This window comes from Micromonospora sp. CNZ296 (genome assembly GCF_007827635.1).
This window is the reverse complement of sequence record NZ_VISW01000022.1, coordinates 80,431-103,806: the sequence shown is the minus strand read 5'-3', so window position 1 is coordinate 103,806 and position 23,376 is coordinate 80,431. Positions and strand designations below refer to the sequence as shown.

Annotated in this window: 26 protein-coding genes and 1 pseudogene; 15 read left to right on the top strand and 12 right to left on the bottom strand. The window is 70.5% G+C overall.

The window, feature by feature from the left end; genetic code table 11:
- The first annotated feature begins 593 nt into the window (after window positions 1-593).
- Entirely contained in the window at window positions 594-878 is a 285-nt protein-coding gene (locus FB455_RS28790; protein ID WP_013283842.1) for a hypothetical protein, read from the top strand.
- A gap of 253 nt (window positions 879-1,131) precedes the next feature.
- Here FB455_RS28790 and FB455_RS28785 read toward each other — a convergent pair whose 3' ends face one another.
- On the bottom strand, window positions 1,132-1,740 hold the full coding sequence (locus FB455_RS28785; RefSeq protein ID WP_013283841.1) for a TetR/AcrR family transcriptional regulator: 609 nt from the start codon (window positions 1,738-1,740) through the stop codon (window positions 1,132-1,134).
- A 99-nt stretch (window positions 1,741-1,839) separates the two neighbouring features.
- On the opposite strand from FB455_RS28785, the gene FB455_RS28780 reads away from it, so the two are divergent.
- The 6 genes from FB455_RS28780 to FB455_RS28755 all read left to right on the top strand — a co-directional run bounded on the left by FB455_RS28780 (window position 1,840) and on the right by FB455_RS28755 (window position 6,823).
- A complete protein-coding gene (locus FB455_RS28780; protein WP_145755388.1) occupies window positions 1,840-2,490 on the top strand; it encodes a hypothetical protein in 651 nt (216 codons plus the stop codon).
- 21 nt (window positions 2,491-2,511) lie between these two features.
- Window positions 2,512-3,489 carry a CPBP family intramembrane glutamic endopeptidase gene (locus FB455_RS28775; RefSeq protein ID WP_145755387.1) on the top strand — a complete coding sequence of 326 codons (978 nt, stop codon included), beginning with the start codon at window positions 2,512-2,514 and terminating at the stop codon, window positions 3,487-3,489.
- Between the two features lie 19 nt (window positions 3,490-3,508).
- On the top strand, window positions 3,509-3,880 hold the full coding sequence (locus FB455_RS28770; RefSeq protein ID WP_145755386.1) for a hypothetical protein: 372 nt from the start codon (window positions 3,509-3,511) through the stop codon (window positions 3,878-3,880).
- 206 nt (window positions 3,881-4,086) lie between these two features.
- A complete protein-coding gene (locus tag FB455_RS34410; RefSeq protein ID WP_186466454.1) occupies window positions 4,087-4,434 on the top strand; it encodes a hypothetical protein in 348 nt (115 codons plus the stop codon).
- A 437-nt stretch (window positions 4,435-4,871) separates the two neighbouring features.
- Window positions 4,872-6,371: a SulP family inorganic anion transporter gene (locus FB455_RS28760; RefSeq protein WP_071096941.1), complete on the top strand. Its 1,500-nt coding sequence runs from the start codon at window positions 4,872-4,874 to the stop codon at window positions 6,369-6,371.
- Window positions 6,371-6,823, top strand: a complete 453-nt coding sequence (locus tag FB455_RS28755) for a MerR family transcriptional regulator (RefSeq protein WP_145755385.1) — start codon at window positions 6,371-6,373, stop codon at window positions 6,821-6,823. The genes FB455_RS28760 and FB455_RS28755 overlap by 1 nt, the downstream gene beginning before the upstream one ends.
- Window positions 6,824-7,041: 218 nt before the next feature.
- Here the strand turns inward: FB455_RS28755 and cspE are convergent, their stop codons facing one another.
- A complete protein-coding gene (gene cspE, locus FB455_RS28750; RefSeq protein ID WP_013283833.1) occupies window positions 7,042-7,245 on the bottom strand; it encodes a transcription antiterminator/RNA stability regulator CspE in 204 nt (67 codons plus the stop codon).
- 435 nt (window positions 7,246-7,680) lie between these two features.
- On the opposite strand from cspE, the gene FB455_RS28745 reads away from it, so the two are divergent.
- Window positions 7,681-8,874 (top strand): PP2C family protein-serine/threonine phosphatase, encoded by a 1,194-nt coding sequence (locus FB455_RS28745; protein WP_145755384.1) that lies wholly within the window; start codon window positions 7,681-7,683, stop codon window positions 8,872-8,874.
- 71 nt (window positions 8,875-8,945) lie between these two features.
- Here FB455_RS28745 and FB455_RS28740 read toward each other — a convergent pair whose 3' ends face one another.
- From FB455_RS28740 to FB455_RS28730, 3 genes are all read right to left on the bottom strand, one after another.
- The gene (locus FB455_RS28740) at window positions 8,946-9,293 is read right to left on the bottom strand and encodes an STAS domain-containing protein (RefSeq protein ID WP_235437409.1); all 348 of its coding nucleotides are present in this window, start codon (window positions 9,291-9,293) and stop codon (window positions 8,946-8,948) included.
- Window positions 9,290-9,754: an ATP-binding protein gene (locus tag FB455_RS28735; RefSeq protein ID WP_013283830.1), complete on the bottom strand. Its 465-nt coding sequence runs from the start codon at window positions 9,752-9,754 to the stop codon at window positions 9,290-9,292. Before FB455_RS28735 ends, FB455_RS28740 begins: the two co-directional genes overlap by 4 nt.
- Window positions 9,755-10,001: 247 nt before the next feature.
- Window positions 10,002-10,298, bottom strand: a complete 297-nt coding sequence (locus FB455_RS28730) for a helix-turn-helix domain-containing protein (protein WP_013283829.1) — start codon at window positions 10,296-10,298, stop codon at window positions 10,002-10,004.
- Window positions 10,299-11,042: 744 nt separating this feature from the next.
- On the opposite strand from FB455_RS28730, the pseudogene FB455_RS34930 reads away from it, so the two are divergent.
- Window positions 11,043-11,327: pseudogene (locus tag FB455_RS34930) on the top strand (MmyB family transcriptional regulator); the annotation flags it as partial.
- 245 nt (window positions 11,328-11,572) lie between these two features.
- Here the strand turns inward: FB455_RS34930 and FB455_RS28720 are convergent.
- Together FB455_RS28720 and FB455_RS28715 are read right to left on the bottom strand one after the other, a co-directional pair.
- Window positions 11,573-12,610, bottom strand: a complete 1,038-nt coding sequence (locus FB455_RS28720) for a sporulation protein (protein WP_145755383.1) — start codon at window positions 12,608-12,610, stop codon at window positions 11,573-11,575.
- A 161-nt stretch (window positions 12,611-12,771) separates the two neighbouring features.
- A complete protein-coding gene (locus FB455_RS28715; protein ID WP_145755382.1) occupies window positions 12,772-13,395 on the bottom strand; it encodes a TetR/AcrR family transcriptional regulator in 624 nt (207 codons plus the stop codon).
- 101 nt (window positions 13,396-13,496) lie between these two features.
- Between FB455_RS28715 and FB455_RS28710 the strand changes: the two genes are divergently transcribed.
- A complete protein-coding gene (locus tag FB455_RS28710) occupies window positions 13,497-13,685 on the top strand; it encodes an NAD(P)-binding domain-containing protein (protein WP_222433954.1) in 189 nt (62 codons plus the stop codon).
- A 52-nt stretch (window positions 13,686-13,737) separates the two neighbouring features.
- Here the strand turns inward: FB455_RS28710 and FB455_RS28705 are convergent, their stop codons facing one another.
- On the bottom strand, window positions 13,738-15,123 hold the full coding sequence (locus FB455_RS28705; protein ID WP_013283826.1) for a glycoside hydrolase family 6 protein: 1,386 nt from the start codon (window positions 15,121-15,123) through the stop codon (window positions 13,738-13,740).
- A 156-nt stretch (window positions 15,124-15,279) separates the two neighbouring features.
- Here FB455_RS28705 and FB455_RS28700 point away from each other — a divergent pair, with 156 nt between their 5' ends.
- Entirely contained in the window at window positions 15,280-16,572 is a 1,293-nt protein-coding gene (locus tag FB455_RS28700; RefSeq protein ID WP_047891460.1) for a GAF domain-containing protein, read from the top strand.
- 75 nt (window positions 16,573-16,647) lie between these two features.
- Here the strand turns inward: FB455_RS28700 and FB455_RS28695 are convergent, their stop codons facing one another.
- From FB455_RS28695 to FB455_RS28685, 3 genes are all read right to left on the bottom strand, one after another.
- A complete protein-coding gene (locus tag FB455_RS28695) occupies window positions 16,648-16,833 on the bottom strand; it encodes a hypothetical protein (RefSeq protein WP_222947460.1) in 186 nt (61 codons plus the stop codon).
- A 150-nt stretch (window positions 16,834-16,983) separates the two neighbouring features.
- Window positions 16,984-18,051: a DUF2855 family protein gene (locus FB455_RS28690; protein WP_145755381.1), complete on the bottom strand. Its 1,068-nt coding sequence runs from the start codon at window positions 18,049-18,051 to the stop codon at window positions 16,984-16,986.
- Window positions 18,052-18,137: 86 nt separating this feature from the next.
- On the bottom strand, window positions 18,138-19,043 hold the full coding sequence (locus tag FB455_RS28685) for an oxidoreductase (protein WP_013283822.1): 906 nt from the start codon (window positions 19,041-19,043) through the stop codon (window positions 18,138-18,140).
- Between the two features lie 133 nt (window positions 19,044-19,176).
- On the opposite strand from FB455_RS28685, the gene FB455_RS28680 reads away from it, so the two are divergent.
- Entirely contained in the window at window positions 19,177-20,055 is an 879-nt protein-coding gene (locus tag FB455_RS28680; RefSeq protein ID WP_013473813.1) for a helix-turn-helix transcriptional regulator, read from the top strand.
- Window positions 20,056-20,070: 15 nt separating this feature from the next.
- On the opposite strand, the gene FB455_RS28675 is transcribed toward FB455_RS28680, so the two are convergent.
- Window positions 20,071-20,547 (bottom strand): TspO/MBR family protein, encoded by a 477-nt coding sequence (locus FB455_RS28675; RefSeq protein ID WP_013283820.1) that lies wholly within the window; start codon window positions 20,545-20,547, stop codon window positions 20,071-20,073.
- Window positions 20,548-20,681: 134 nt separating this feature from the next.
- Between FB455_RS28675 and FB455_RS28670 the strand changes: the two genes are divergently transcribed.
- The 3 genes from FB455_RS28670 to FB455_RS28660 all read left to right on the top strand — a co-directional run bounded on the left by FB455_RS28670 (window position 20,682) and on the right by FB455_RS28660 (window position 23,375).
- A complete protein-coding gene (locus FB455_RS28670; protein WP_145755380.1) occupies window positions 20,682-21,839 on the top strand; it encodes a peptidoglycan DD-metalloendopeptidase family protein in 1,158 nt (385 codons plus the stop codon).
- A gap of 175 nt (window positions 21,840-22,014) precedes the next feature.
- A complete protein-coding gene (locus tag FB455_RS28665; RefSeq protein ID WP_013283818.1) occupies window positions 22,015-22,812 on the top strand; it encodes a S1 family peptidase in 798 nt (265 codons plus the stop codon).
- Between the two features lie 122 nt (window positions 22,813-22,934).
- The gene (locus tag FB455_RS28660) at window positions 22,935-23,375 is read left to right on the top strand and encodes a hypothetical protein (protein ID WP_047891465.1); all 441 of its coding nucleotides are present in this window, start codon (window positions 22,935-22,937) and stop codon (window positions 23,373-23,375) included.
- Window position 23,376 lies beyond the last annotated feature (1 nt).

Genomic DNA, 23,376 nt, shown 5'->3' with positions numbered 1-23,376 from the left:
CCTCGCCAAGAACCGGGACAAATAGACCAAGCTGACCTGACGGGGGGTCAATCCCAAACCGTCCAGGAGGGGTCAGTTCTAATCCGCCGTTGACAGACTCGGTCCCGACTCCCGGCAGCGTAAGCCTGCACACGCAGGGCCCAGAACGTCCAGCTGGTCTTCGGCAAGCGATCGCAGCGAGCCCGCGAAGCGACCGGCACGCCACGAGGGACAGCAGGAGAAAGCAGGTCGTCGGCCTGTGGACACCGGCAGACCGTCGTCTTAGGAAACCGATGCTCTATCCCCTGAGCTACGAGGGCGCGAGCGCCTAGTCTAGCGACCTGGGGTTCACCTGGGCTGGCAGGGAGTGGCCCGCGTTCACCCATGATCCCCGGACCGCTGTTGTCGCAGCCCAGGAGCACACCCGGAATCTCCATGTGACGCCGGTTGATCTTGACGGGCAGGGCGGGGCGGCCGGCAGGACCGGGGTCGCGTCGGCGAGGAGCGTGCTGGTTCAGGCCGCGGCGCGGATTGCCGGTGCCGGTCGGGTGAAGGTCTTGCGGTCGCGGATGAGTGCCCAGAGGACGTCGACGCGTCGTCGGGACGCCCCGAGGGTGTCGCTCTACTGGAACTGGCCCTATGTGCTGGTCCAGGCCGGCCCCGAACAGGCCCTCGCCTGGCGCACCGGCGGTCACATTCGCCACCCGCACGGCGCGCTACCCGACCTGGTCTTCTCCGCCGACCGGTCATGGCTGGTCTCCGCGCGCTGGGACGACACCTGGACCTGCGTCGGCGGCCCCGCACCACTGATCCACACCCTGGAGCGCGACCCCGTGGCCAACGCCCGCCAGGTCCAACTCGGCGAGGACGCGCTGCCACCGGGGCTGGTCCGCGAGTGACGACCCGCGTCCCGGGTCGGCGGTCAGCCTCCGATCGTGGCTATCGCCCCCACTTCTCTCGGCAGGACGGCAGTCGCTGGTCGGTTTGCCGTAGATCCGCTTCCCGTCGGGGCCCGTGTAGCAGTGCTCGAGTTGGTCTTCGGCCTGGAACAGCGGGCGCCTGTCGATCTCTGTCCCGTGGCCGTCGTAGCTGACCAGTTCGGGGGCGTTGCCGGGGGCGCTGTCGGGATGCGGAGGATCGGCACGGGATGCCTCATGTGTTCGGGGCGTTGAGGACGCAGTCCACGGCCGTGTAGAGGGTTTCGGTTTCGGACTTCAGGATCGAGTCCTCGGCGGGCAGGGCTCGTTCGATGGAGAGCCCTTGGAGCACGGTGAGCAGGAATCTCACTCGGCGTGCGTGGTCCTCCCTGGGGAGCGCGCCTTCATCAGCGAGAACCGTCAGCCAGTACTCGACACGGCGCCACCCTTCCCGCTCCAGGGCGAGATAGGCCGCGCGCACCTCCTCGGTCGGTTCGGGTGCGATGAACATCTGGTACGCCCTGCTCCACGCCTCACGTGCCTGCTCCCCGACACCGGTGGGGGAGAGCACCTGCCGGAGACAGTTGACCAGTCGATCCCGGGCGGACAGTGATCGGTCGTGGATCGGGTCATCAGGGAAGACGTGGTCATAGATCCTGGCGAGCACCGCGTCCTGCAGCGCCCGCTGGGTCGGAAAGTGGAACCTGAGCGAGCCTGTGCTCACCCCGGCCCGTGCCGCGACCGCACGCACGCTCAACCGCGCAGCCAGGTCCTCGGCGAGCATCGCCGCCGCAGCCGCGAGGATCCGTTCCCGTGAGCTGGTGCTCCCGTCGTCCCGTGTCACCTGCCACCTCCTGGCACATCGTACTAGCACGCCGTGCTAGCGTTGCCACTAGTACGGCGTGTTAGTGGGACCCGGGCGATCGACGGTGAGTGAGGAAACGTGATCGAGGACTGGCGGCAACAGCGGGCGGCCAAGCGCATCAAGAGCGGAGACGGCCGGGCGTTGAAACGCCTCCGCTGGTGGCAGCTACCCTTCCGCACACTGTTCTACCTCGCGCTGCCCAACGGGAACGGCCGGCAGACGGTGTACGCCGTCGACATCCCACGCCGGACCAACCCGGAGGGCGGCAAGGCGAGAGCGCACCTGTATCTCGACGGCAGACACCACGCCGAGTCCAAGCTCCCGGCGGCCTTCCCCGTGGAGGGCGGCACCATCGAGGTGGCGAACAGCGCATTCGGGCTCAAACGCTGCCACTACGTCATCACTGCGGGCGCCGAGTACCCCCTCTTTCCCGATCCGAGGTCCGCCGAAGGACGCCGTGCCCGCGTCGAACGCGAGCACCCGACGCTGAGCCGCTCGATCAGCCTCCTCTCGGTGCTGATGCTCGTCATCGGCGTGGGCCTGAACCTGCTGCAACTCGCCGGACCGGTTTCGCAGATCCCCCCGATCGCGGAGAACGTCGGAACGTTCGAATCGCCCGTCCGCCTACCGATCTGGCTCAACTTCGCCCTCGCCGTCGGGGCCGCACTGGGGAGCGCCGAGCGGGCACTCCGCCTGCGTTACAGCGTGCTCGATCACGCAGGGAAGTAACCCCATCCACAGGAGGACAGCATGACCGCGGCAACCAAGCCGAACTCACTACTCACTCCGGGCGAGCCCCGCAACGGGCCGTCAGCTCCCGCCGGGGTCGAATACCACCGGGTACTCGCTGGCGACGAACGCCGGATCGGCCGCGGCATTCTTGCGATCATCCTCCTGCTGGCCGGGTTCGTCATCTTCCCGACGGTCCTCGGCAGGGCGGCTGCGGCCATCGACGTGCAGCAGGGCAACACCCCGCCGATCCTGGGCGGCACCGACTACACGCCGCTTTACCACGCCAGCACGATGCTCTCCCTCGGCCTGCTCATTCCGTGGAGCATGCTCATCCAGCGGTGGCTCTACGGCGTACCCGGTGCGTCCCTGCACTCCGTGACGTCACGGTTCCGCTTCGACCTGCTCGGCAGATCGCTGCTCGTCTTCGGTCCCGCCTGGCTGGTGGTCGTCGCCCTCGGATCTCTCGCGCCCGTCGACGAGGCCCCATGGTCGCAGACCGACCTCGTCGCCATCTTCATCGCCACGATGCTCCTCACCCCGCTCCAGTCGGCGGGCGAGGAATACGGCATACGTGGGTTGATCTTCCGCGTGATCGGAAGCTGGACCCGCAGCCGACGGGCGGGACTGGTCGCCGGGGTGCTGGTTTCGAGCGTGCTGTTCACGGCCGCACACGGAGCGACGGATCCGTACATCATCGTCTGGTACTTCGTGCTCTGGACCGGACTGGCCATCATCACCTGGCGCACCGGCGGGCTGGAGATCGCGGTTACGCTGCACGCCGTCCTCAACACGTTCTCCTTCATCCTGGCCACGTCCCTGCGGGTGGACCTCGGTAGTGCACTGCAGGACCGCTCAGCCGGAGTCGGCACGCCGTACCAGCTCGTCCCCGCCTTTGCGGTCGTCGTCATCACCGCAATCATCTGGTGGCGCACCCGAAAGACAGGCCCAGCACTTACCACGGGCCGTCATCAAACATCACGTCACACCCGATCGTGACCTCGGCGAGGCAATGGCCGTGCTGCGCTCCCCGACGCCGCTGCGGCTCGGCGGGCAGCTCGAACCCTCGGTGGACGGTGTCAAGTCCACTGTGGCCAAGGGCCGCGGCCGAGCCGACCGGCAACTCCTCGCCCGACTCGTCGTCAACCACCACCCCGCCGCACCCCGCGACGAGTACGACCTGCTCCGCGTCATCCTCCACAACGCCACCCGCACCGGCCTCGCCGCGCAGAACCGGACCGACCACCCCGACTTCGCTCAATACCTCGTCGGCGGAGTTCCCTGGGTCGGTCATCACCACCCGGCACGCGCAGCCAAACTCGCCACGCTGCTGGCCCACGCTGTCGCAGCACCGGAGACTGATGCGGCGCGGCAACTTCGCCGGATCTGACAAGGGCGCGTCGAACCGACCGAAGCACGGCCTGAGCAGGACTTACGCCCGTTCTGCTGATCTTCGGCAAGCGAGCACAGTAACGCGCGCGTGCGACCCACTAACACGAAAACAAAATAGGAACCCGCAGGTATTCAGCCTCCGGGAACAGATAGAGCGTCGTCTTAGGAGTCTCCATACGACTCCGGTTGATCTTGGAGGGGAGGGTGGAGTCTCTCGATGATCGGCGCCAGCGGGTGCTGGTCGAGTTGCTCGGCGATGAGGTCGTCGACAGCGGCGATGCGCTGCTCCAGGGCGAGGATCTCGGTAGCCATCTGCCCGACGACCACGGCGGCGGCGGCGCGTTGCCCGGGCAGGTTTACGGTCTGCTGCCGCGCGGCTGCCACCATCGCCTCGGCGACTTGGACGGCGTTCTTGAGGTGGCCGCGTCGGAGCAAGGCGGTGATCCGGTCGACGTCGGCGTGCCGGATCGCCACCGGCGCCTGTCAGCACGCCAGGACCATCATCGGTCCCTTCCGGTTGAGCTCCACAGCCCGCTCCAACACCGGGGCTGATCGGTGAGTAGTTCCTGCAGCCGGAACAGGGTTGCGACCCGCTGCCCGACGAGGTCCGCCTCGAAGCTCAGCCACGATCCCGGTGAACACACGTCAGCCATCCCCGCTCCCGGCCCCGCGGGCACGGCAAGCCCGAGCCCGCCGCCGTCGCCGGCCGGCACCCCGGACAGGATGTGCGAGAAACTGGATCAAGGGCCTGGCGGCTGCGACGTCGTGATGATCAACACGTCCGGCCGACTCTTCTCTTACGTAAGGGTAGGTTCGGTACCGGTGAACCCGGGTGTGGCCGGGTGACTCCTGTGGCGGTCCTGACGAGTCCGGGCGATGAGGCCCGCAGACCGTCCAGACCGACTGTTGCTGATCTGTGAGTAGCTGCGTCCCGTGGTTCGGGGCGGGAGCTGTGCGCGTCCGTCAGGCGCCCGAGTGGAAATGGCTTTATGTCTTCTGTGCTGTCCGCGGGCTCCCGACCGCGTCTGTCCCGTCCGTCCTGGCTGTCGCCGAAGGTGTTCCGCACCGAGGTCCTCGCCGGTCTGGTCGTCGCCCTGGCGTTGATCCCAGAGGCGATCTCCTTCTCGATCCTGGCGGGGGTCGACCCGCGGGTGGGGCTGTTCGCCTCGTTCACGATGGCCGTCACGATCGCGATCTGCGGTGGGCGGCCAGCGATGATCTCCGCCGCGACCGGCGCGATCGCGCTGGTGGTGGCGCCGCTGGCCAAGGAGCACGGACTGGACTATCTGATCGCGGCGGTGATTCTCGGCGGGGCGATCCAGGTCCTGCTGGCGGTGCTCGGGGTGGCGAAGTTGATGCGGTTCATCCCGCGCAGCGTGATGGTCGGTTTCGTCAACGCCCTCGCGATCCTGATCTTCGCCGCGCAGGTTCCGCACCTGCTCGGGGTGCCGTGGCTGGTCTACCCGCTGGTCGCCGTCGCCCTCGCGATCATGGTTGGACTGCCCCGCCTCACCCGCGCGGTTCCGGCGCCACTGGTCGCGATCGTGGTGCTGACCCTGGTCACCGTCGTCGCCAGCGTGGCGGTGCCGACCGTCGGTGACGAAGGTGCCCTGCCGGACAGCCTGCCCACCCTCGGCCTGCCGCAGATCCCCTGGACCATGGACACCCTCACCCTGATCGCCCCCTACGCCCTGGGGATCGCGTTGGTCGGGCTGATGGAGTCGCTGATGACCGCCAAGCTCGTCGATGACATCACCGACACCCCGTCCAGCAAGACTCGCGAGTCCTGGGGCCAGGGGGTCGCCAACATCGTCACCGGCTTCTTCGGCGGCATGGGCGGCTGCGCCATGATCGGCCAGACGATGATCAACGTGAAGGCGTCCGGCGCCCGCACCCGGCTGTCGACGTTCCTGGCCGGCGTCTTCCTGCTGATCCTGGTCGTCGCGCTCGGCGACGTGGTCGCGGTCATTCCGATGGCCGCCCTGGTCGCCGTGATGATCATCGTGGCGGTGTCGACGTTCGACTGGCACTCCGTCGCCCCGGCCACCCTCAAGCGGATGCCGTACGGGGAGACGATCGTCATGCTCGCCACCGTGGTCACCACCCTGGCCACCCACAACCTGGCCATCGGTGTGGTGGTCGGCGTGCTCACCGCCATGGTGATCTTCGCCCGCCGGGTCGCCCACCTGGTCGAGGTCACCAGCGTCCTCGACCCCGACGGCGGCACCCGCATCTACTCGGTGCACGGTGAGCTGTTCTTCGCCTCCAGCAACGACCTCGTCGGCCAGTTCGACTACACGAACGACCCCGACACCGTGGTCATCGACATGACCCACGCCCACGTCTGGGACGCCTCCTCCGTCGCCGCCCTCGACGCCATCACCACCAAGTACGCCGCACGCGGCAAGACCGTCGAGATCATCGAGCTGAACCAGCCCAGCGCCCGCATCCACGACACCCTCGCCGGCCGACTCGGTGTCGGCCACTGATGGCCCCCACCAGCCGCGACACCGGGCCGGAGCAGCGCGCCTCCGGCCCGGCCACCGGTCGCCTCATGCAGATCGGCGAAGCCGCCGAACGGGTCGGGCTCAGCATCCGCACCATCCGCCACTACGAGGAAGCCGGCCTGATCGTCCCCTCCGCCCGCAGTGACGGCGGCTTCCGCCTCTACACAGAACCCGACCTCGACCGCCTCGCCGTCGTCAAACGCATGAAACCGCTCGGGTTCACACTCGACGAGATGCGCGACCTCCTCGCCGTCCTCGACGCCCTCGACACCGCCACCGGCGTCGACCGCGCCGTTCTGCTCGACCGGCTCGACATGTTCCACACCGCCGCTACGACGCGGGTCATCGCACTGCGCGACCAACTCGCCATGGCCGAAGGCTTCGCTCGCGCGCTACGCGACGAACTCGACCACCACGGCGGCCCAACCGCCTGAGGCGCCGCCGCTGCCGATTGCCCATCAACCGGGACGGTGTGTCTTGGGCTGACCGTCAAGCGTCGTCCTTGCTGCAAGAGAACGGGGGCAATGCCGGCTCCGGACCGAGATGGCCGGCCTTCTGCCGATCAGATGATTTTCGCGATGGCGTGATGAACGCATGAAACGCCGAACGGCGGCCCGCTGAACCAGTCGGGCCGCCGTTCAGAGAATGTGGATCAGAGCGGGCGGATGTTCTCCGCCTGCGGGCCCTTCTGGCCCTGGGTGATGTCGAACTCCACCTTCTGATTCTCGTCGAGGCTGCGGAAGCCGCTCGCCGAGATCGCGGAGAAGTGGGCGAAGACGTCGGCGCCGCCGTCGTCCGGGCTGATGAAGCCGAAGCCCTTGTCGGCGTTGAACCACTTCACGGTACCTGTAGTCATGTCTGCTCCTTCGCAGGCTGTTAGAGACCGCACTGTGCGGACCCTTACGCCGCCGCGTTGATCACCCGCGTCGAAACGACACGAAAAACGAAAAGCGCCTGGATGGGTTTCAGATGCCCCATCAGGCGCCGGAAAACGTCTACGGAAATCAAAACTGCAACTCCGCTACCGTAGCACATGATCCGTCGTCGATCCGATGGCGGTGAGTGGACCTGGCCACTGGGCTTGCTCCCCTGCGGAGGCGCGCCCGGATCCAGGCCACCGCAACCGGCACCGACCGCGCCGACCTGCTGACAGGCTTGCCACGTTCCACACCCGCCGCCACTGCCCTATCGGGCGAGGCCACCGTCGCGCACCAGAGCGTGATGGGTGGAGCGCCCGCGTACTCTGATCGCTCGGGCAGCCCCGTGTGGGCGGGGGCGAAGGTCGGTGGGCATGAGCGAGCGGGACGCACTGCGAGGTCTGCTGCGGCAGTCGCACCACGCCCGGCCCGAGGACCTGCCGGGGATGGCACGGCGGGCCGCCCGGCAGCTCGGCGCCGACGACATGATCCTCTATGTGGTCGACCACGAGCAGCGTCAGCTGCTTGCGCTGCCCGGTCCGGACGCACCGCGTCGAGTCTCGCTGGCCATCGAGGGAACCCTGGCCGGCCGGGCGTTCAGCATGTTGCGCCCGTTCGGCGGCCCGGTGGACGACGGTGCGCGGTTGTGGTTGCCGCTGCTCAACGGTCTGGAGCGCGTGGGCGTCGCGGAGGTGGTTGCCGCGGCTGCCGTGCCTGACTCCGCGGTGGCCGCGTTCGAGGCGGTGGCCTCCCTGCTCGCCGAGCTGGTGATCACCCGATCGCAGCACAGCGACACGATCGAGTCGGTCCGCCGCCGCGAGCCGATGCGCCTGCCCGCCGAGATGCTGCGCGCCCAACTTCCGCCGCTCACCTTCTCCACCGGCGGCGTGATCATCAGTGGGATCCTGGAGCCCTGCTACGACGTGGGTGGCGACGCCTTCGACTATGCGGTCAACGGCGACATCGCCCACCTCGCCCTGTTCGACGCCGTCGGGCACGGCTCCGGTGGCGGGATGCGCGCCGTGATGCTCGCCAGCCTGGCCCTGGCCGCGTACCGCAATGCCCGTCGGGCCGGGTTCGACCTGGTCGAGACCTACCATCACATCGACACCGCGGCGCGTGACCACGACCGGCGCGGACTGATCACCGGCGTGCTGGCCGAACTCGACCAGCGCACCGGCCGGCTGCGGGTCATCTCCGCCGGACACCCGGGCGGGCTGGTGCTCCGTCGCGGCAGGGTCGCCGCCGTCCTGCCCACGCCCACCGCCCTGCCGGTGGCCCTGGGCGACCGGCGTCCTCCGATGGTGGTCGAGGAAGCCCTCGAACCCGGCGACGACGTGCTCTTCTACACCGACGGCATCATCGAGGCCCGCTCGGCCGACGGGGAACGGTTCGGCACCGAGCGGCTGGTCGACTTCACCGTCCGGGCACTGGCCGACGGGCTGCCGCTACCAGAGACCGCGCGGCGTCTCGTTCACGCGATCCTCGCCTACCAGGATGACCGGCTGCAGGACGACGCCACCGTACTCATGGTCCGCTTCCGTGAGCCCACGGCAGGCAGGGCCTGACCGCCCCGCAGTCCCAGCGTCGCAACGGCTGTTCCGCCGCCCGCCGCGACGAGATTCCCCGCCTCGCGCACTCAGACCGCGGTGGGTGGCGGATCTGCCACCCGGCCGAACAGCTGCATGATGCCGGTCAGGTCGAGGATCCGGCGGACCTGCCCGGTGGCGTTGAGCAGGGTGAGATCCACTCCCCGGTCGACCGCGTGGTGGTGCGCTCCGACCAGGATGCTGAGTACGGTCGAATCGATGAAGGTCAACCCTGCCAGGTCGATCTCCACCGTCCCGGCCTGGGCGACGGTCTCGTGCAGCAGGTCATCGAGCCGATCGGCGCCCGACATGTCGATCTCACCGGACAGCGCCAGGACACGACGATCAGCACCGACGTCGACATGCCAGTGCCAGGTCTGCTCCGTGGCCACTGTCACCCTTCCTCGTACACGGTCGATCGGGGGCGCAGCTGCGCTGTCACCGAGGCGGTCGTTCCCTGTCCGGAGTTGTCGATCATCAATCCTTCGGTGAGCTGCTGTGCCAGCCACAGTCCCCGGTGGCCGACCTCCCCGGGCGACGGCAGGGCGACGGCAATCTCACCCAGCCCGGGCCCGTTGTCGCTGACCTGGCAGGTCAGCAGGTCGTGGTGCTGCCACAGACGCACCTCGCCGCTGCCCCCGCCATGGCGCACCACGTTGGTGACCAACTCGTGCACCGCCAATACGAAGTCCTCCAGCCCGTCGCCGACCAGACCCGCCGAACGGGCTGCCGCGGCGACCGCGTGACGCAGCGCCGTAACCCGCGCAGCGGTGATCTCTTCCGACAACAACGCCACGTCACCGGCGCCGCGAGCGGTGCTCCACCCGGCACCCACGTCGTCCGTTCCGCCGCTGCCCATGATCGGACGCTACACGCAGCCGATCCGGCGCGCCCGGGCACGCCGGCCAGGCGTAAGACGGCGACCCCTCGGACCGCCGGTCACGCACAGCATTGCGGTCGCCGGCCGGATGTGAAGAGGTGCGACGAGTGGGGCTGACCGTCCGAGGCGGGAACCCGGGCGTTCGCCTGGTGGGCCGGCCGGCTCATCGCCCGCCGACGACCTCGCACGAAGGGTGGGCTGGTCAGTCCTGTCGCCGCAGCCCCCGCTACTGCTTCTCGTTCTGCCGGAGGGCTTCCTCGAGTTGGTCTTCCAGAATGATGATCCGGCACGCGGCCTCCAGGGCGGTGCCGTCGTCGACCATTTCCCGGGCCCGGGCAGCCAGGCGCAGCTGGTAGCGGGAGTAGCGGCGGTGCCCGCCGCTGGAGCGCTGCGGATTGATCAATTTTGTCTCGTCCAGGCGACGCAGGAAGTCCTGCGTGGTGCCGAGCATCTCCGCGGCCTGCCCGATGGTGTAGGCCGGGTAGTTCTCATCGCCGAACATGTCTTCGGGGTTTTGCCCCATGTCACCTCCACGTCGAGGGCCCCGGCGCACAAGCGCCGGGGCCCAGGGTTACGGGTCAGAACACCATCTACCGACCGGAACGTCGGCTTGTCGTATCCGCACCAGCCGTCATTGACGGCTTCGGGTGCGAGGATCGCATATGCGTGACCGGAGACCACCTCTCGTTCGATGGAAACTGCGGTGTCCGCCCGGCCTGACATGACGGCCGACGGCGGGCGATCCAACGGTGTAAGGCCCTCCCTTTCCTCTGCGTACACGTTTCCCTTGCTGTCGTACGGTCCGCCGGCGCCGGAGCCCACGCGACTTCACAGCCCCGACACGTGCAGCGAACATCAGCCGGAGCCCTGAAAGAACCTTGGCCCCACCTGCACCCCGGCGTGTGTCACGCCGGAACTGACGTGCTCTTACTGCCTCTCAAGAGAAACGGTGAAGCATGTTCCTCTTCTATCCGCCCGTCGTGTCCTCACGGCCGGACGGCCCGTCTGCGTCTTGACGGATCTTTCCTCTCGACTTGAAGAAGAGTATGCCGTACCGCAGAAGATGTCTAGCCTTTCCAACCTAGGTTTCCTGGTCGACGGTCATCAGGATGACCGGCCCGCCGAGCAAGCAGGGCGCGCGCCATGGCGACACGACCCGACGCCGATGCCACCTACCGGCCGATGAAGACCGCCGCGCGGTCGACGACGTACCAGGGCCGGCCGCGTTGGTCGCGTTCACCCCCACGACGCAGCCCTCCGGAGGCCCTTGCCGGCGGGTACGCGCTCGTCGCGGACCTGCGCGCGACGGGCAGCCGGTATCCGGCCGACGAACGGCTCCGGAGGGCTGGACGCGGAACTGCGGGCGACCAGTGACCGCTTCGCCGAGCTGTGGGAGTCCGGCGCCGTCGGCCGGCACGAGGCCGCCCGCAAGACAATCGATCATCCGTACGTGGGTCCGCTGACCCTGGACTGCGACGTGCTCACCGTGGCGGGCAGCGACCTGCGCATCATGATCTACACGGCCGAGCCGGGCACCGAGGATGCCGACCGCCTGGCCCTGCTCACTGTCGTCGGCACCCAGGCGCTCGCCGGTGGAGACCAGCTCGGTGTGGATCGCGGTGACACCACACCGGCCGGAGCCGACGTCCGGCGGCCCGGAGAGGTCTCCGGGCCGCCGGACGGTGGGCTACTTGGTGCCGGTCAGGGCGGCCAGGGCGTTGGCGGTCCGGAAGTACGGGTTACGGCCCAGGTCGCCGACGGCGGTGATGGTGGAAGGCATCCGTGAGGAGGCGTGGTTCACGCCTCCTCGTCGCCGCCCTCGTCGTCGCCGAAGGAGTCGAAGACCTCGTCGGCGACCATGCCGCCGGCGAAGCCGAGAGCGGCGCCGCCGACCACGCCCGCGGCGACCGCGCCCATGCCGGGACCACCGTGACGCTCCTGGTGGTCCTCCTCCTTGTAGTGCCCGCCGGGGTGGCCGTACGCGGCGTGCCCGTAGCCGGGCGCGCCGTAGCCCTGGGCGGGCGGGGCGTAGCCGTGGCCGTGGCCGGTGTGCAGGCTCTGGTAGCCGTCGAGGGCCTGGCGGACCCAGGTGTCGACCTGCGCGGCCCAGTCGACGCGGTCGGCGTCGGCGTGCGCGGCGTGGTAGCGGCCGTACGAGTCGTGGCCGCCGGTGAACAGGCCACCGCGCTTGTCGAACTCCAGCACCACGTCGACGCCGTGCTCGTTCGCGACGAAGGTCAGCTCAACCTCGTTGACGCCGTGGGCGTACTGCGCGGCGGCGTAGTACTCGATCTCCTGGTAGAACGGCAGGCTCTGGTGCAGCCCGGAGATGTGCCCGCGTTCCAGGTCGGCGCCCTTGAACCCGAAGCCGAGCCGGCCGAACGCCTCGAGGATGCGTTCCTGCACCGGCAGCGGGTGCACGTACACCGGGTCCAGGTCGCCCTTGTCGATCGCGCCGCGGATCGCCACCTCGGTGCGCAGGCCCATGGTCATACCGTGCAGATGCTGCCCGTACAGGTCGGTCACCGGGGTCTCCCACGGCATCGCCACCTGGAACGGCAGCGACAACTGCTGACCCTCGCGCAGGTGCAGACCACCCGCGACCTGTACGCGGTGGAACTCGACGAGGGCGTCGTACTCCTCCTCCGCGCCGTCGATCTCCACCCGGGTGACCAGCCCGACGGTGATGTGGTCGATCTCCACGTCGTGACTTCCGCCGGTCAGGTTCACCTGCCCGCCCAGCATCAGTCCCGGGCGGGTGCTCGGATTGGACAGGACCGTATCGACGCTGGGGCCGCCCACCCCGAACGCGCCCAGCATCTTCTTGAACACCACGAACCTCTCCCTCGACGACCGCCGTACGCGCGACACGAGGACCGTGAAACTTTCACGTGAAACCCTTGTGCCACAACGAGATCAACGGCGTCCATAATGGAAGCCGTCGAGCGGGGAAGCTACCAACGCCACCTGAGAAGTAGCTGAGTGAATCCAGGCGGTTACCCTCCGACACTGGGGTGGAGTGCCGCGACGGCTCGCATGGCGACGTCGACGGAGGCCTGAAGGTCCTCGCGGCTCGCGCCGGCCGCGGCGTGGACGGCGTGGCCCTCGCTGAGCGCCATCACGAAACGGGCGAGCGCCCGGCTGTCCAGGCCGTCCGGGAGATCCCCCTCCTTCGCCGCGCGGGACAGCCGTTCTTCGAGCGCGGCCTCGGTGGCCGCCCGGCCGGCGGCGAGGATCTCGGAGATGCGGGCGTTCTCCGGGGAGCAGGCCAGGCCGCCCTGGATGGAGAGGCAGCCGGCGGGGTGGCCGCCGGCGGTCAGGTTGTCGGCGCCGGCGCGCAGGAAGGCTTCGATCGCCGCGTACGCGGTCGGCTGGTCGAGGGCGGCGCGCGCGTTCGCGAGGTTGGTCTCGTGGTAGCGGTCGAAGGCCCGCTTGAACAGCTCCTCCTTGCTGCCGAACGCGGCGTAGAGGCTGGGCCGGTTGATGCCCATCGCCTTGGTGAGTGAGCTGAGCGACGCGCCCTCGTAGCCCTGCTGCCAGAAGACCTCGGCGGCCCGGTCGAGGACCGTCTGCTCGTCGAAGGCGCGCGGCCGTCCCGGGGTCGGAGTCTCAGTGCCCATGGCTTGACCATACCGCTCGGTACAGAACGTGACCCAGCACCGGTGCGCCGGACCGGTTGGCGCTGTCCGTCTCCAGCGACCACCCGGAAGCGGTCGGACTGGTGACGCGGCTGTACGACCGGCTCGGCTTCGACATGGTGGACAACAGCCCGCTGAGCGAGTCCTGGCGTACCGGCCCGGGTCAGCCGGCGTGGATCCGCCACGCGTACCAGAACCGCGAGGAGCTGGCCCGCAACCTGAGGCGGGCACGGCGGTTCGTGAATCCGTTGCGGACAGCAGCGGCGAAGTGAGAGGCCCGGCGCGGAGAACGATCCTCCGCGCCGGGCCCGGGGTCGGTTCCAATCAGGCGGCGCAGGTGGCGGTGGCGCCCTGGCCGGTGCCGGTGCCCTGGAAGCCGAAGTTGGTGGTCTGGCCGGCGCCGACCTGCCCGTTGTAGCCCACGTTCGTGAACCGGACGGTGCCGCTGGTGCCGCTGGCCTGGGCGTTCCAGGTGCCGGTGATCGCGGCGCCGCCCGGCAACGCGACGGTCACGGTCCAGCCGTTGATGGCCGCGGAGCCCGCGGTGACGTTCACGCTCGCGGTGAAGCCGCCGTTCCACTGGTTGATCGCGACCGCCGCGGAGCAGCCGTTACCGGCCGGCGGCGGGGTGGTCGGCGGCGCCGTGGTGGGCGGCGCCGTCGTCGGCGGAGCCGTGGTCGGTGGCGCGGTCGTCGGCGGGTTGGTCGTCGGCGGCGCGGTCGTGGGCGGGTTGGGCGCGCCGTTGGCCAGGCTGAAGGCCAGGTCCGGCTGGAACGAACCGGCCGTGTAGCGGCAGCCGTCCGCCTCACCCGGCGGCTTCACCCAGAGGTACGCGTCGATGTTGGCGTCGCCGGTGTTCGTCGTCGGGTACTGCCCGATGCGCCGGTCGGTGTTGTCGTCGGCGCACCAGTCCCCGGCAGCTCCCCCGTTGCGGCTGGTGTCGATGACCTGCCGCTTGCCGGAGATGCCCATGCCGTTGAGCGCGGAGATGACGGCCCGGCCGAAGTTCGCCTCACTGGAGGTGGGGTTGAAGTTCGACACGTTGGTGAAGAAGCCGTCGGCGTACTGCACGCCGGCCGCGCGGAGCCGGTTGGCAGTGTCGTTGGCGCTGTTCCAGGTCGAGTGGCCGCCGTCGAGGTACACCTTGGCGTTGGGGTTGGCCGACTTGATGGTCTGGGTGGCCGTGGTGAGCGCCTGGTTGCGGGCGTTCAGCTCGCCGGTGCTCAGGCAGGTCTGGAGCGCGAGCGAGTCGGTCTCCAGGATGATCAGGACGGTCTGGTTGCCGAGTCCGCGGGCGAAGTTGGACACCCAGGTCTGGTACTGGTTGAGGTCCGGCGCCCCGCCGGCGCTGGCGCCGCCGCAGTCCCGGTTGGTGATCTCGTACACCGACAGCACCGGGATCTGCTGCGCCGCGTTGGCGGCGCCGATGAAGCTGGAAACCTCGGACTGGATGGTCGACGGGTTGAAGTTGGCGTACCAGCGCGCCTGCGGCTGGCTGGCGATCTTGTCGCGGATGACGGCGGCGCGCGAGTCGCCGGGGTTGGCGGCGACCCAGCGGACGACCGCCGAGGACGGGTCGCGGTAGAGCGATCCGGACACCGTGCCGGCGGATGCGCCACCGACGGCGAAACCGACGCCGGCCGCGGCGAGGCCCGCGACGGCGGCCACGCTGATGGCCGCTGATCTGCGGCGGGACGAGAGGATAGCCACGTCGTGTTTCCTCCTGATCACATAGACGTATCCAAGTTCATGGGAGCGTTCCCACGACGGTAACGGAGGCGGGCGTCGATGCCAAGATGTGAACGTCGGCCACTGCCCCGTAATCTGGCGACGGTCGACGAAGCCGGCGTGGGAGGAAGACCAGGCATGACGGCACTACCAGGCCAGCATCTGCCCACGGCGGATCCGTCGGTCACCGGGCGGCCCGCGGACGAGGATCTGCGGACGCTGTTCGGCAAGTCCATCGCCGTCTTCGCGGCGCTCGCCGGGCCGACACACGTGGTGGAGGCGGCGAACCCGGCGTTCTTCACCGCCATCGGCGAGGAACGCGCCCGCACCGGGGTCGCGCTCGCCGAGCTGATGCCGGAACTGGACGGCCAGGGCTTCATCGCCCTGCTGGACGAGGTCTACCGCACGGGCGAGTCCTACACCGGCCACGACGCCCGGATCATGCTCGGCACCGGATCGCAGGCGCGGGAGGCGTTCTTCGACTTCACCTACGAGGCACGCCGCGACGCCGACGGCACGGTGACCGGGATCCGCGTGATCGGGGTGGAGACCACGCAGGTCAAGCACGCGCAACGGCTGATGGCCGAACACCGCGCGATGCTGGAGCAGATCGCCCGGCAGGCGCCGCTGGCCGAGGTGCTCGACGGGATGGCCCGCTGCATCGAGAACCTCGCGCCGCAGGAGGTGCTCGTCTCCGTCCTGCTCGCCGACGCCGACGGCCTGCACCTGCGCCACGGCGCCGCGCCCAGCCTGCCCGACTTCTACAACCAGGCCATCGACGGGATCGCCACCGGCGAGGGTGTCGGCTCGTGCGGCACCGCCGCGCACCGGCGCGAGCCGGTCATCGTCACCGACATCGCCACCGACCCGTTCTGGGCCGACTTCCGCGACCTGGCCGAGCGGGCCGGGCTCGCCGCCTGCTGGTCCACGCCGATCCTCGCCCGCGACGGCAGCCTGCTCGGCACCTTCGCCATGTACCACCGCACCCCGCGCGTCCCGCGCGACGCCGACCTGGCGCTCGCCCGGGTCTTCACCGGCACCGCCGCCCTGGCCATCGAACGCCACCACATCGAACAGGCGAAGGCCGAAGCGGACGCCCGCGCCCGGGCCGCGCACGACGAGCTGGCCCGGGTGGTGCGGGCGGAACGGGAACTACGGGCCGAGGCGGAACAGCGTGCCGCCGCGGCGGCGGAACTCACCGCCCGGCTGCGCGCCGCCGCAGCCGCGCAGGCCGCCACTCCGCGCCCCGAACGGTGTCAGCTCGGCGGCGGCGACGGCTGCACGGCACCGGCCGAGATCAAGATCGCTGACTCGTGGGGTGACTCGGCGTGGGGCTGCCCGCTCCACGTCGAGGAGGCAATCATCAACGTGCGTTCGGTCTTCATCGCCAACGAGGAACTCGGCGGCCTGGCCGCCTACCTGAACCGCTGACCACTCGACCGCGCCTGGCGACACCATCAAGGGGACCGGTGCGCGCGGCCGGGGCCGTCACGCCCGGCTGACGGCCTAGCGCCCGTCGGGCGCGCCGGCCGGCTCGCGAGCGGGTTGCGCCGCGGCGAACGGGCTCCGCAGGCGGGTCATGGATTCGGCGCTGACGTCCGCGATCGGACTGCGCTCGTCGTCGGCGGCTCCGACCCCCTCCACACGGAAGGGGTTCAGGGCGAACGTGTTGTCGGGCACGAAGTGCTCCAAGGGAATCTGCACGGCAGCGCTCGACTCAGTCGTCGCGGCTGGGAAACCGTGGGAGAAGCAGGGGGTGGCGATCAGTCATCGGTACCCCGCGTCGTCAGCCTAGCGCGCATCGGCCGGGCGGGCGCGCCACGGCCGGAATCGGCGACCGGCTCAGAGCTGGACGACGTGCCCCACCCGGGGCGGTGTGCGGCCCGCGAGGACGTCGAGCCACGCGTCCCGCAGCGCCTCCGGGCCGGCGCCGACCCGCACGTCGAGCCATCCGCTCACCACCCGGGAGAACCGCTGCCAGGCGTCGGCGAACCGCTCGTCGAGCCCGTCGCGACCCCAGTCCTGGCTCCGCTTGCGGATGCGCACCGGCGCGAAGAAGACCTCCCCGGCGGCACCCGCGTTGGGCGTCTGCTGGGTGAGTCCGACTGCGATGTCCCGGACCAGCAGGTCGCCGAGGTGCGCGCGCAGGGCGGCGCGGGTGGCGGGTGAACCGGACAGGTCGAGATAGACGGTCGGTACGGCGTCGAGCGCGCCGATCTCGTCGTAGGAGAGGACCTCGTCGTAGCAGCCCAGCGACCTGGTGAAGGCGAGGTTGCCCCGCGAGGTGAGCCCGATCAGGCGTGGGCCGCGGCCGTGCAGTTCGAACGCGGTGGCGTACGCCGTCTTGCTCGACGCGGACGACAGCACCAGCGACCGCGCGCCGTAGGCGTCCTCGTCGATCACCTGGTCGGCGAGCATGAACGAGGTGAAGAACAGCGGCCGGAACAGGATCAGCAGGTCCTCCTGCTCCGCCCGGTAGGCGGGGTCGCCGGTGGTCGACCGGTAGGAGTTGTACGGCGACGGCAGGCCGGCCCGGTGCGCGCTCGCGTCGCGGAACCCGGACCCGTCCACCCGGTCCGGGCGTACCACCAGGTGGCCCGCGGGCGGCAGGTAGCCGTAGACCCGGTGTCCCGGCTCGACGCCGGACACTGTGGACGCGACCACCTCGGCGAAGCCCCACAGCGGCGGGAGGCCCCACCGGTCGTCGAGTCCTCGGGGCTGCGGCGGGAAGAACTCCCAGTAGCGCATCGCCTCACCGAGCACCGCATACGTCACGTTGTTGGCGGTCAGGCCGACGCGGTCCACGCGCAGCAGCGCCTCCCCGTCGGCGGGGTCGGACACAGCGCCGTCGACGAGTGTGGTGCGAGCGAGGTCGTCACGGGCCACAGCGAACGTCCACGAGTCAGCCATGGCCTGACGCTAGGCAGCCGCGAAACCGGAGACAAGTGCACTGGGAGTGCAAAATCCCACTCGACGCATCGTTGCGCACCGCCGGTTCAGAGGTAACGAACACCCGTCAGCTCCGCCGCCGCAGCCCAGAGGCGCTGACCGACGGCCGGGTCGGCGGCCTGCCGGTTCAGCCGCGCCTCGGCCACCGGACCCCAGGTCTCGAAGAGCCGGGACGGGCCGAAGAACTGGCCGCCGCGTACCTCCGGGTCGGTCGCCGCCCGCAACTGCGGCAGGGCGCCCTGCTCGACCGGCTGGGTGGCGAGCAGGCCCAGCCGCCCGATCATTCGTCCCAGCCGGCCCCGGTGTTCCCAGGCCCGCGGCGTGAGGTTGCTGCGGGTGAGACCGGGATGCGCCAGCGCGCTGACGATCGGCAATCCGGCCGCGCGCACGCGACGGTCCAGCTCGACGCCGAAGACGGTGGTGGCGAGCTTCGAGCGGCCGTACGCGGCGGAGGCCCGGTAGTCGCGCTCGGACATCAGGTCGCCGAAGTCGAGCCGCGCGTTGCGGTGGGTGAGCGAGCTGAGGCTCACCACCCGCGCCGCCCGCGCCCCGGCGAGGGCGTCCAGCAGCAGGCCGGTCAGCGCATACGGGCCCAGCATGTTGGTGGCGAACTGGAGCTCGAAGCCGTCGGCGGAGGTACGGCGCGGGCCGAGCAGCACCACACCGGCGTTGTTCACCAGCAGGTCGATCGTCGGGTGGTCGGCGGTCAGCTTCGCGGCGAACGCGCGTACCGATTCGAGGCGGGCCAGGTCCAGCTCGCGTACCTCGGTGTCGCCGCCGATGCGGCCGGCGGCCTGCCGGCCGGCGGCGGTGTTCCGCACGGCCAGCACGACGTGGGCGCCGCGGCGGGCCAGTTCGGTGGCGGTGACCAGGCCGAGGCCCGAGTTCGCTCCGGTCACGACGGCGACCCGGCCGCGCTGGTCGGGGATGCGGTCGGCGGTCCATCCGGTCATCTGCTGCTCCTCGGGTACGGCGGTTCGTGTCGAGCGATGACGCTAGGAGCGTTCCGGCCCGGCTCGGTCGTTCGCGGTTGCCTAGGTCCGCGGGACCTACCCTGGGCGGGCGGCGTCGCGGCAGACTGGCGGCATGAGCAGCCCGCATCCGTACGCACGCGAGCTGGGCGCCTTCCTGCGCGCCCGGCGCGGCCGGCTGCGCCCGCGCGACGTCGGCCTGGAGCCGGGCGGCCGGCGCAAGGTGACCGGCCTGCGGCGGGAGGAACTGGCCCTGCTGGCCGGGCTGAGCACCGACTACTACCAGCGGATGGAGCAGGGCCGGGAGGTACGCCCCTCGGACGACGTCCTGGACGCGCTCGCTGGCGCCCTCGGCTTGGACGACACCGAACGCCGGCACCTGTTCACGCTGGCCCGGGCCGCCCGGCGGCCGGTGCCCGCCCGCGTCGACCGGGAGCCGGAGCGGGTGCCGGACGGCACCCGGCGGCTGCTGCGGGTGATGGACACGCCGGCTGTCGTCCTCGGCCGGCATCTGGACCTGCTCGACTGGAACCCGATGGCGCAGGCGCTGCTCGGCGACCCGGCGGACCATCCGCCCGGCCGGCTCAACATGCTCCTGCTGCTGTTCGACGACGCGCTGACCGGGGGACGGAGCTGCCCGGACTGGGAGCGGCAGGCGCTCGACTACATCGGCATGCTCCGCGCCGCCGTCGCCGACGACCCGACCCATCCCCGCGCCACCGCGATCGTCGGCGAGCTGAGCATCCGCAGCGCGGAGTTCCGGCGGCTGTGGGCACGGCACGACGTCCGCGCCTCGGTGAGCGGCACGAAGACGTTCCGGGTACCAGGACTGGGCGACATCGTCCTGGACTGGGACACCTATCCGCTGCCGGGCAGTCCCGGCCCGGTCGTGCTCGTCTTCACCGCCGAGCCGGGCAGCCCGGACGCGGATCGGCTGCGGCTCCTGGCGTCGTGGCGCGCGACCCGCCCGGCGTCCGCCGACGGCCGACCTTGATCAGCGGAACGCCGGTCACCGTCCCCGGTTGAGGCCGACGATCGCGCCGTTGAGCGCGGTGGCGAAGAGGGTCCACGCGACGTACGGGGCGAGCGCCGCCCCGGCGGGACGGTCGGTGCGCGCCGCGCGGCGCAGCAGCACCAGGTTGGACGCGTTGAGCGCGGCGATCTCGGCCAGCGCGGCGCCGGGCCTGCGGGCGCCGAAGAACAGGGCGGTCCAGCCGGCGTTGAGCGCCAGGTTGAGCGCGTAGCCGCGGGCGAACGCGGCGCGCTCGGGCCCCTCGGAGCGGTCCAGCGCCCGCGCACCGGCGACCGCGATCAGCCCGTACAGCGGGGTCCAGACGAGGGGGAACGCGGCCGACGGCGGCTGCCAGGCGGGCTTGCGCAGACGGCGGTACCAGCGCGACGAGGTGCCGGTGGAGGTGGCGGCGGCGCCCGCGGCGGCGGTCGCGGTGACTGCTGCCGCGGTCTTGACCAGGGTCGGTACTCGCATACCGCTCAGCTACCCGGCCAGCCGCGAATCAACCCGACGCACAGATCCTTCATCGGAGCATGCGGAACTCGTAGACAATTTTCATACCCTTCGATAGCCTCGCCATTCAGTGATGCTTGTCGATAGGAGGCCCCATGCGACGGCTCGTGCTCTCCTTCACGCTGGCGGCGATCGGCGCCTGGGCCGTGGTGCCGGCCCCGGCCTCGGCCGCGCCCCGCCCGGCACCCGCGCCCGTCACCGACGCGGTGACCGCGAAACTCCTCGGCCAGGCCGACGCCGCGACCCGGACCGCCGGGCCGCAGCGGACCCGGGTCACCGTCACCCGGGCGAGCGGCGGATGGGCCTTCGGCACCGCGGTGCTGCTGGCGGACCGGTCCCGGGACGCGCACCCCACCGGGTCGGTCTTCCTCGCGCGGGCCGAGGGCAAGGGCTGGACCGTCGCCTTCGACGGCGAGGCGTCGTTCGGTGACCTGGCCGCCGCGTCACCGCTGGTGAGCAAGGACGAGAAGGCGGTGTTCACCACGCCCGTCGCACCGATGTACGCGGGGAGCGACTTCCGGACCGGCATGGCGCTGCCGTTCGCGGTCGGGCAGACGTGGACGCTCACCGGCGGGCCGCACGGCTGGGGCGGCGGCGCGCCGTGGAGTTCCGTCGACCTCGCCGGTGGCGACCAGGTGGTCCGGGCCGCGCGGGCCGGAACCGCGTACACGATGTGCACCGGGTGGATCCGGGTCATCCACGACCGGGGCTACTCGACCGACTACTACCACCTGTGGAGCAGCATCTCGGTGAACGGCGCCGCCGTCGGGCAGGGCGCGTACCTCGGCTACACCGGCACCGACGTCACCTGCGGCGGCTCCGCCACCGGCCGGCACGTGCACTTCGGGCTGCGGCAGAACTCGGTCTACGTCCCGATCGCCGGGCACGGCATCGGCAAGTGGGACTTCGTCAACGGCGCCGGCGAGTACCAGGGTGGCGCCCGGTACGGATCCGCCTTCGCGGGCGTGGGCGGCGCCGTCTACAACTACGGCGCGCTCGGCTTCAACCAGGGAGTCGTCGACGCGAACGGCGGTGGCACGCTGACCCGGCGCTCCGGTCCCGGAACCGGGTACGGCGTCCTCGGATCGCTCGCGGACGGCACCACGGTCACCGTCTCCTGCTCCGCCAACGGCACCTCGCACACCGGCCGGTACGGCACCACCGCGTTGTGGGACCGGCTCAGCGACGGCAGCTGGGTGTCCGACGCCTACCTGTCCACCGGTGTCAACGGGCCGATCAACGGCTGGTGCTGACCCCGGACTCCCGTCGTCCGGCGCGCGCCGGTGCCGAGCACGGCGCCGGCGCGCGCGGCGTATGACACAGACGGGATGCCCACATCCATTGCAGTTCATCGATGAACGTCCATAAGCTCCTGCCACCTCGAGTGCGGCCTGGCCGGGCGGCACACAGTCGATGTCGGGAGGGACCATGGTCCGTTGGCGTAGATTCCTCGGCCGGATGGCGGCCGTGTTGGCAGTGGTCACCGCGGGAGCGGTCGCCGTGACCGCGCCGGCCACGGCGGCCCCGGCCGGGGACATGACGCCGTACGTCGTCGGCGGCACCCGGGCCGCGCAGGGCGAGTTCCCGTTCATGGTCCGGCTCTCGATGGGCTGCGGCGGAGCGCTCTACAGCCCGCGACTGGTCCTCACCGCCGCGCACTGCGTCGGCCGCACCGGCGCCAACACCAGCATCACCGCCACCCTGGGCGTGGTGGACCTCCAGTCCTCCAGCCGGATCCAGGTCCGCTCCAACTACGTCTACCGCGCCCCCGGTTACAACGGCAACGGCGACGACTGGGCGCTGATCCGGCTCGCCTCCCCGGTCACCTCGCTCGCCACGCTCAAGATCGCGACCAGCACGGCGTACGACAACGGCACCTTCACGGTGGCCGGCTGGGGCGCCGCGCGGGAGGGCGGCGCACAGCAGCGCTACCTGCTCAAGGCCAGCGTGCCGTTCGTCGACGACACCACCTGCAACCGCTACTACGGCGGTGACGTCATTCCCGGCGAGGAGATCTGCGCCGGGTACGCCAGCGGCGGTGTCGACACCTGCCAGGGTGACTCGGGTGGCCCGATGTTCCGCCGGGACGCCGCCAACGCCTGGATTCAGGTGGGCATCGTGAGCTGGGGCAACGGCTGCGCCCGCCCCAACTACCCCGGCGTCTACACCCAGGTCAGCACGTTCGCCTCGGCGATCCAGTCCGCCGCCGCGAGTCTGGGCGGCTGACAGCGCGGGGCGCGGTGGCCCGGTCGCGGCGCAGCGGCCGGGTCACCGCCACGTCCGTACGGCCGGGCCGCGGCACCGTCGCCTGTGCACGTGGATGAGGGTGACTGCTACCTTCCGGACGCATGGACGACTCCCCTCGCTGGTACCGCCCCGCCCCCGACGCGCTGCTCCTGGTCGGCAGCGCCACCGCGCTGCTCGGCTACCTGATCCCCTGGTTCCGCGCCAGCCGCCTCCATCAGTGGTCGTACTCGGGCTGGACCTACCTGGAGGCCGAGGGCGGTTGGACCTGGCTGGTCGTGGTGTCCCTGGTGATCGCCGTCCTCGCCGGTCTCTGGGCCGGGCGGAGCGTGGCGTGCGCCAAGCTCGCGGTCGGCGCAGCGGTGGCCGGGATGTTCCTCGCCGGTGCGGTGGTCGCGGTGAGCCTGGGCGCGCTGCCGGAGCGCGACAGCATCAACTGGGTCGGTGAGCTGCCCTTCGGGATGGGGATGCCGCTCATGGCCGTCGGATTCGGGGCCGTCGTCGCCGGGGCGCTGGGCGTCGTACGCCGCCCGGTGCAGGAGTGAC

Bases quoted from the DNA above. Each gene is read 5' to 3' on its own strand.
- FB455_RS28775 (WP_145755387.1), top strand. From the start codon at position 2,512: ATGACCGCGGCAACCAAGCCGAACTCACTACTCACTCCGGGCGAGCCC.
- FB455_RS28760 (WP_071096941.1), top strand. From the start codon at position 4,872: ATGTCTTCTGTGCTGTCCGCGGGCTCCCGACCGCGTCTGTCCCGTCCG.
- FB455_RS28755 (WP_145755385.1), top strand. From the start codon at position 6,371: ATGGCCCCCACCAGCCGCGACACCGGGCCGGAGCAGCGCGCCTCCGGC.
- cspE (WP_013283833.1), bottom strand. From the start codon at position 7,245: ATGACTACAGGTACCGTGAAGTGGTTCAACGCCGACAAGGGCTTCGGC.
- FB455_RS28745 (WP_145755384.1), top strand. From the start codon at position 7,681: ATGAGCGAGCGGGACGCACTGCGAGGTCTGCTGCGGCAGTCGCACCAC.
- FB455_RS28735 (WP_013283830.1), bottom strand. From the start codon at position 9,754: ATGGGCAGCGGCGGAACGGACGACGTGGGTGCCGGGTGGAGCACCGCT.
- FB455_RS28730 (WP_013283829.1), bottom strand. From the start codon at position 10,298: ATGGGGCAAAACCCCGAAGACATGTTCGGCGATGAGAACTACCCGGCC.
- FB455_RS28715 (WP_145755382.1), bottom strand. From the start codon at position 13,395: ATGGGCACTGAGACTCCGACCCCGGGACGGCCGCGCGCCTTCGACGAG.
- FB455_RS28700 (WP_047891460.1), top strand. From the start codon at position 15,280: ATGACGGCACTACCAGGCCAGCATCTGCCCACGGCGGATCCGTCGGTC.
- FB455_RS28690 (WP_145755381.1), bottom strand. From the start codon at position 18,051: ATGGCTGACTCGTGGACGTTCGCTGTGGCCCGTGACGACCTCGCTCGC.
- FB455_RS28685 (WP_013283822.1), bottom strand. From the start codon at position 19,043: ATGACCGGATGGACCGCCGACCGCATCCCCGACCAGCGCGGCCGGGTC.
- FB455_RS28680 (WP_013473813.1), top strand. From the start codon at position 19,177: ATGAGCAGCCCGCATCCGTACGCACGCGAGCTGGGCGCCTTCCTGCGC.
- FB455_RS28675 (WP_013283820.1), bottom strand. From the start codon at position 20,547: ATGCGAGTACCGACCCTGGTCAAGACCGCGGCAGCAGTCACCGCGACC.
- FB455_RS28670 (WP_145755380.1), top strand. From the start codon at position 20,682: ATGCGACGGCTCGTGCTCTCCTTCACGCTGGCGGCGATCGGCGCCTGG.
- FB455_RS28665 (WP_013283818.1), top strand. From the start codon at position 22,015: ATGGTCCGTTGGCGTAGATTCCTCGGCCGGATGGCGGCCGTGTTGGCA.
- FB455_RS28660 (WP_047891465.1), top strand. From the start codon at position 22,935: ATGGACGACTCCCCTCGCTGGTACCGCCCCGCCCCCGACGCGCTGCTC.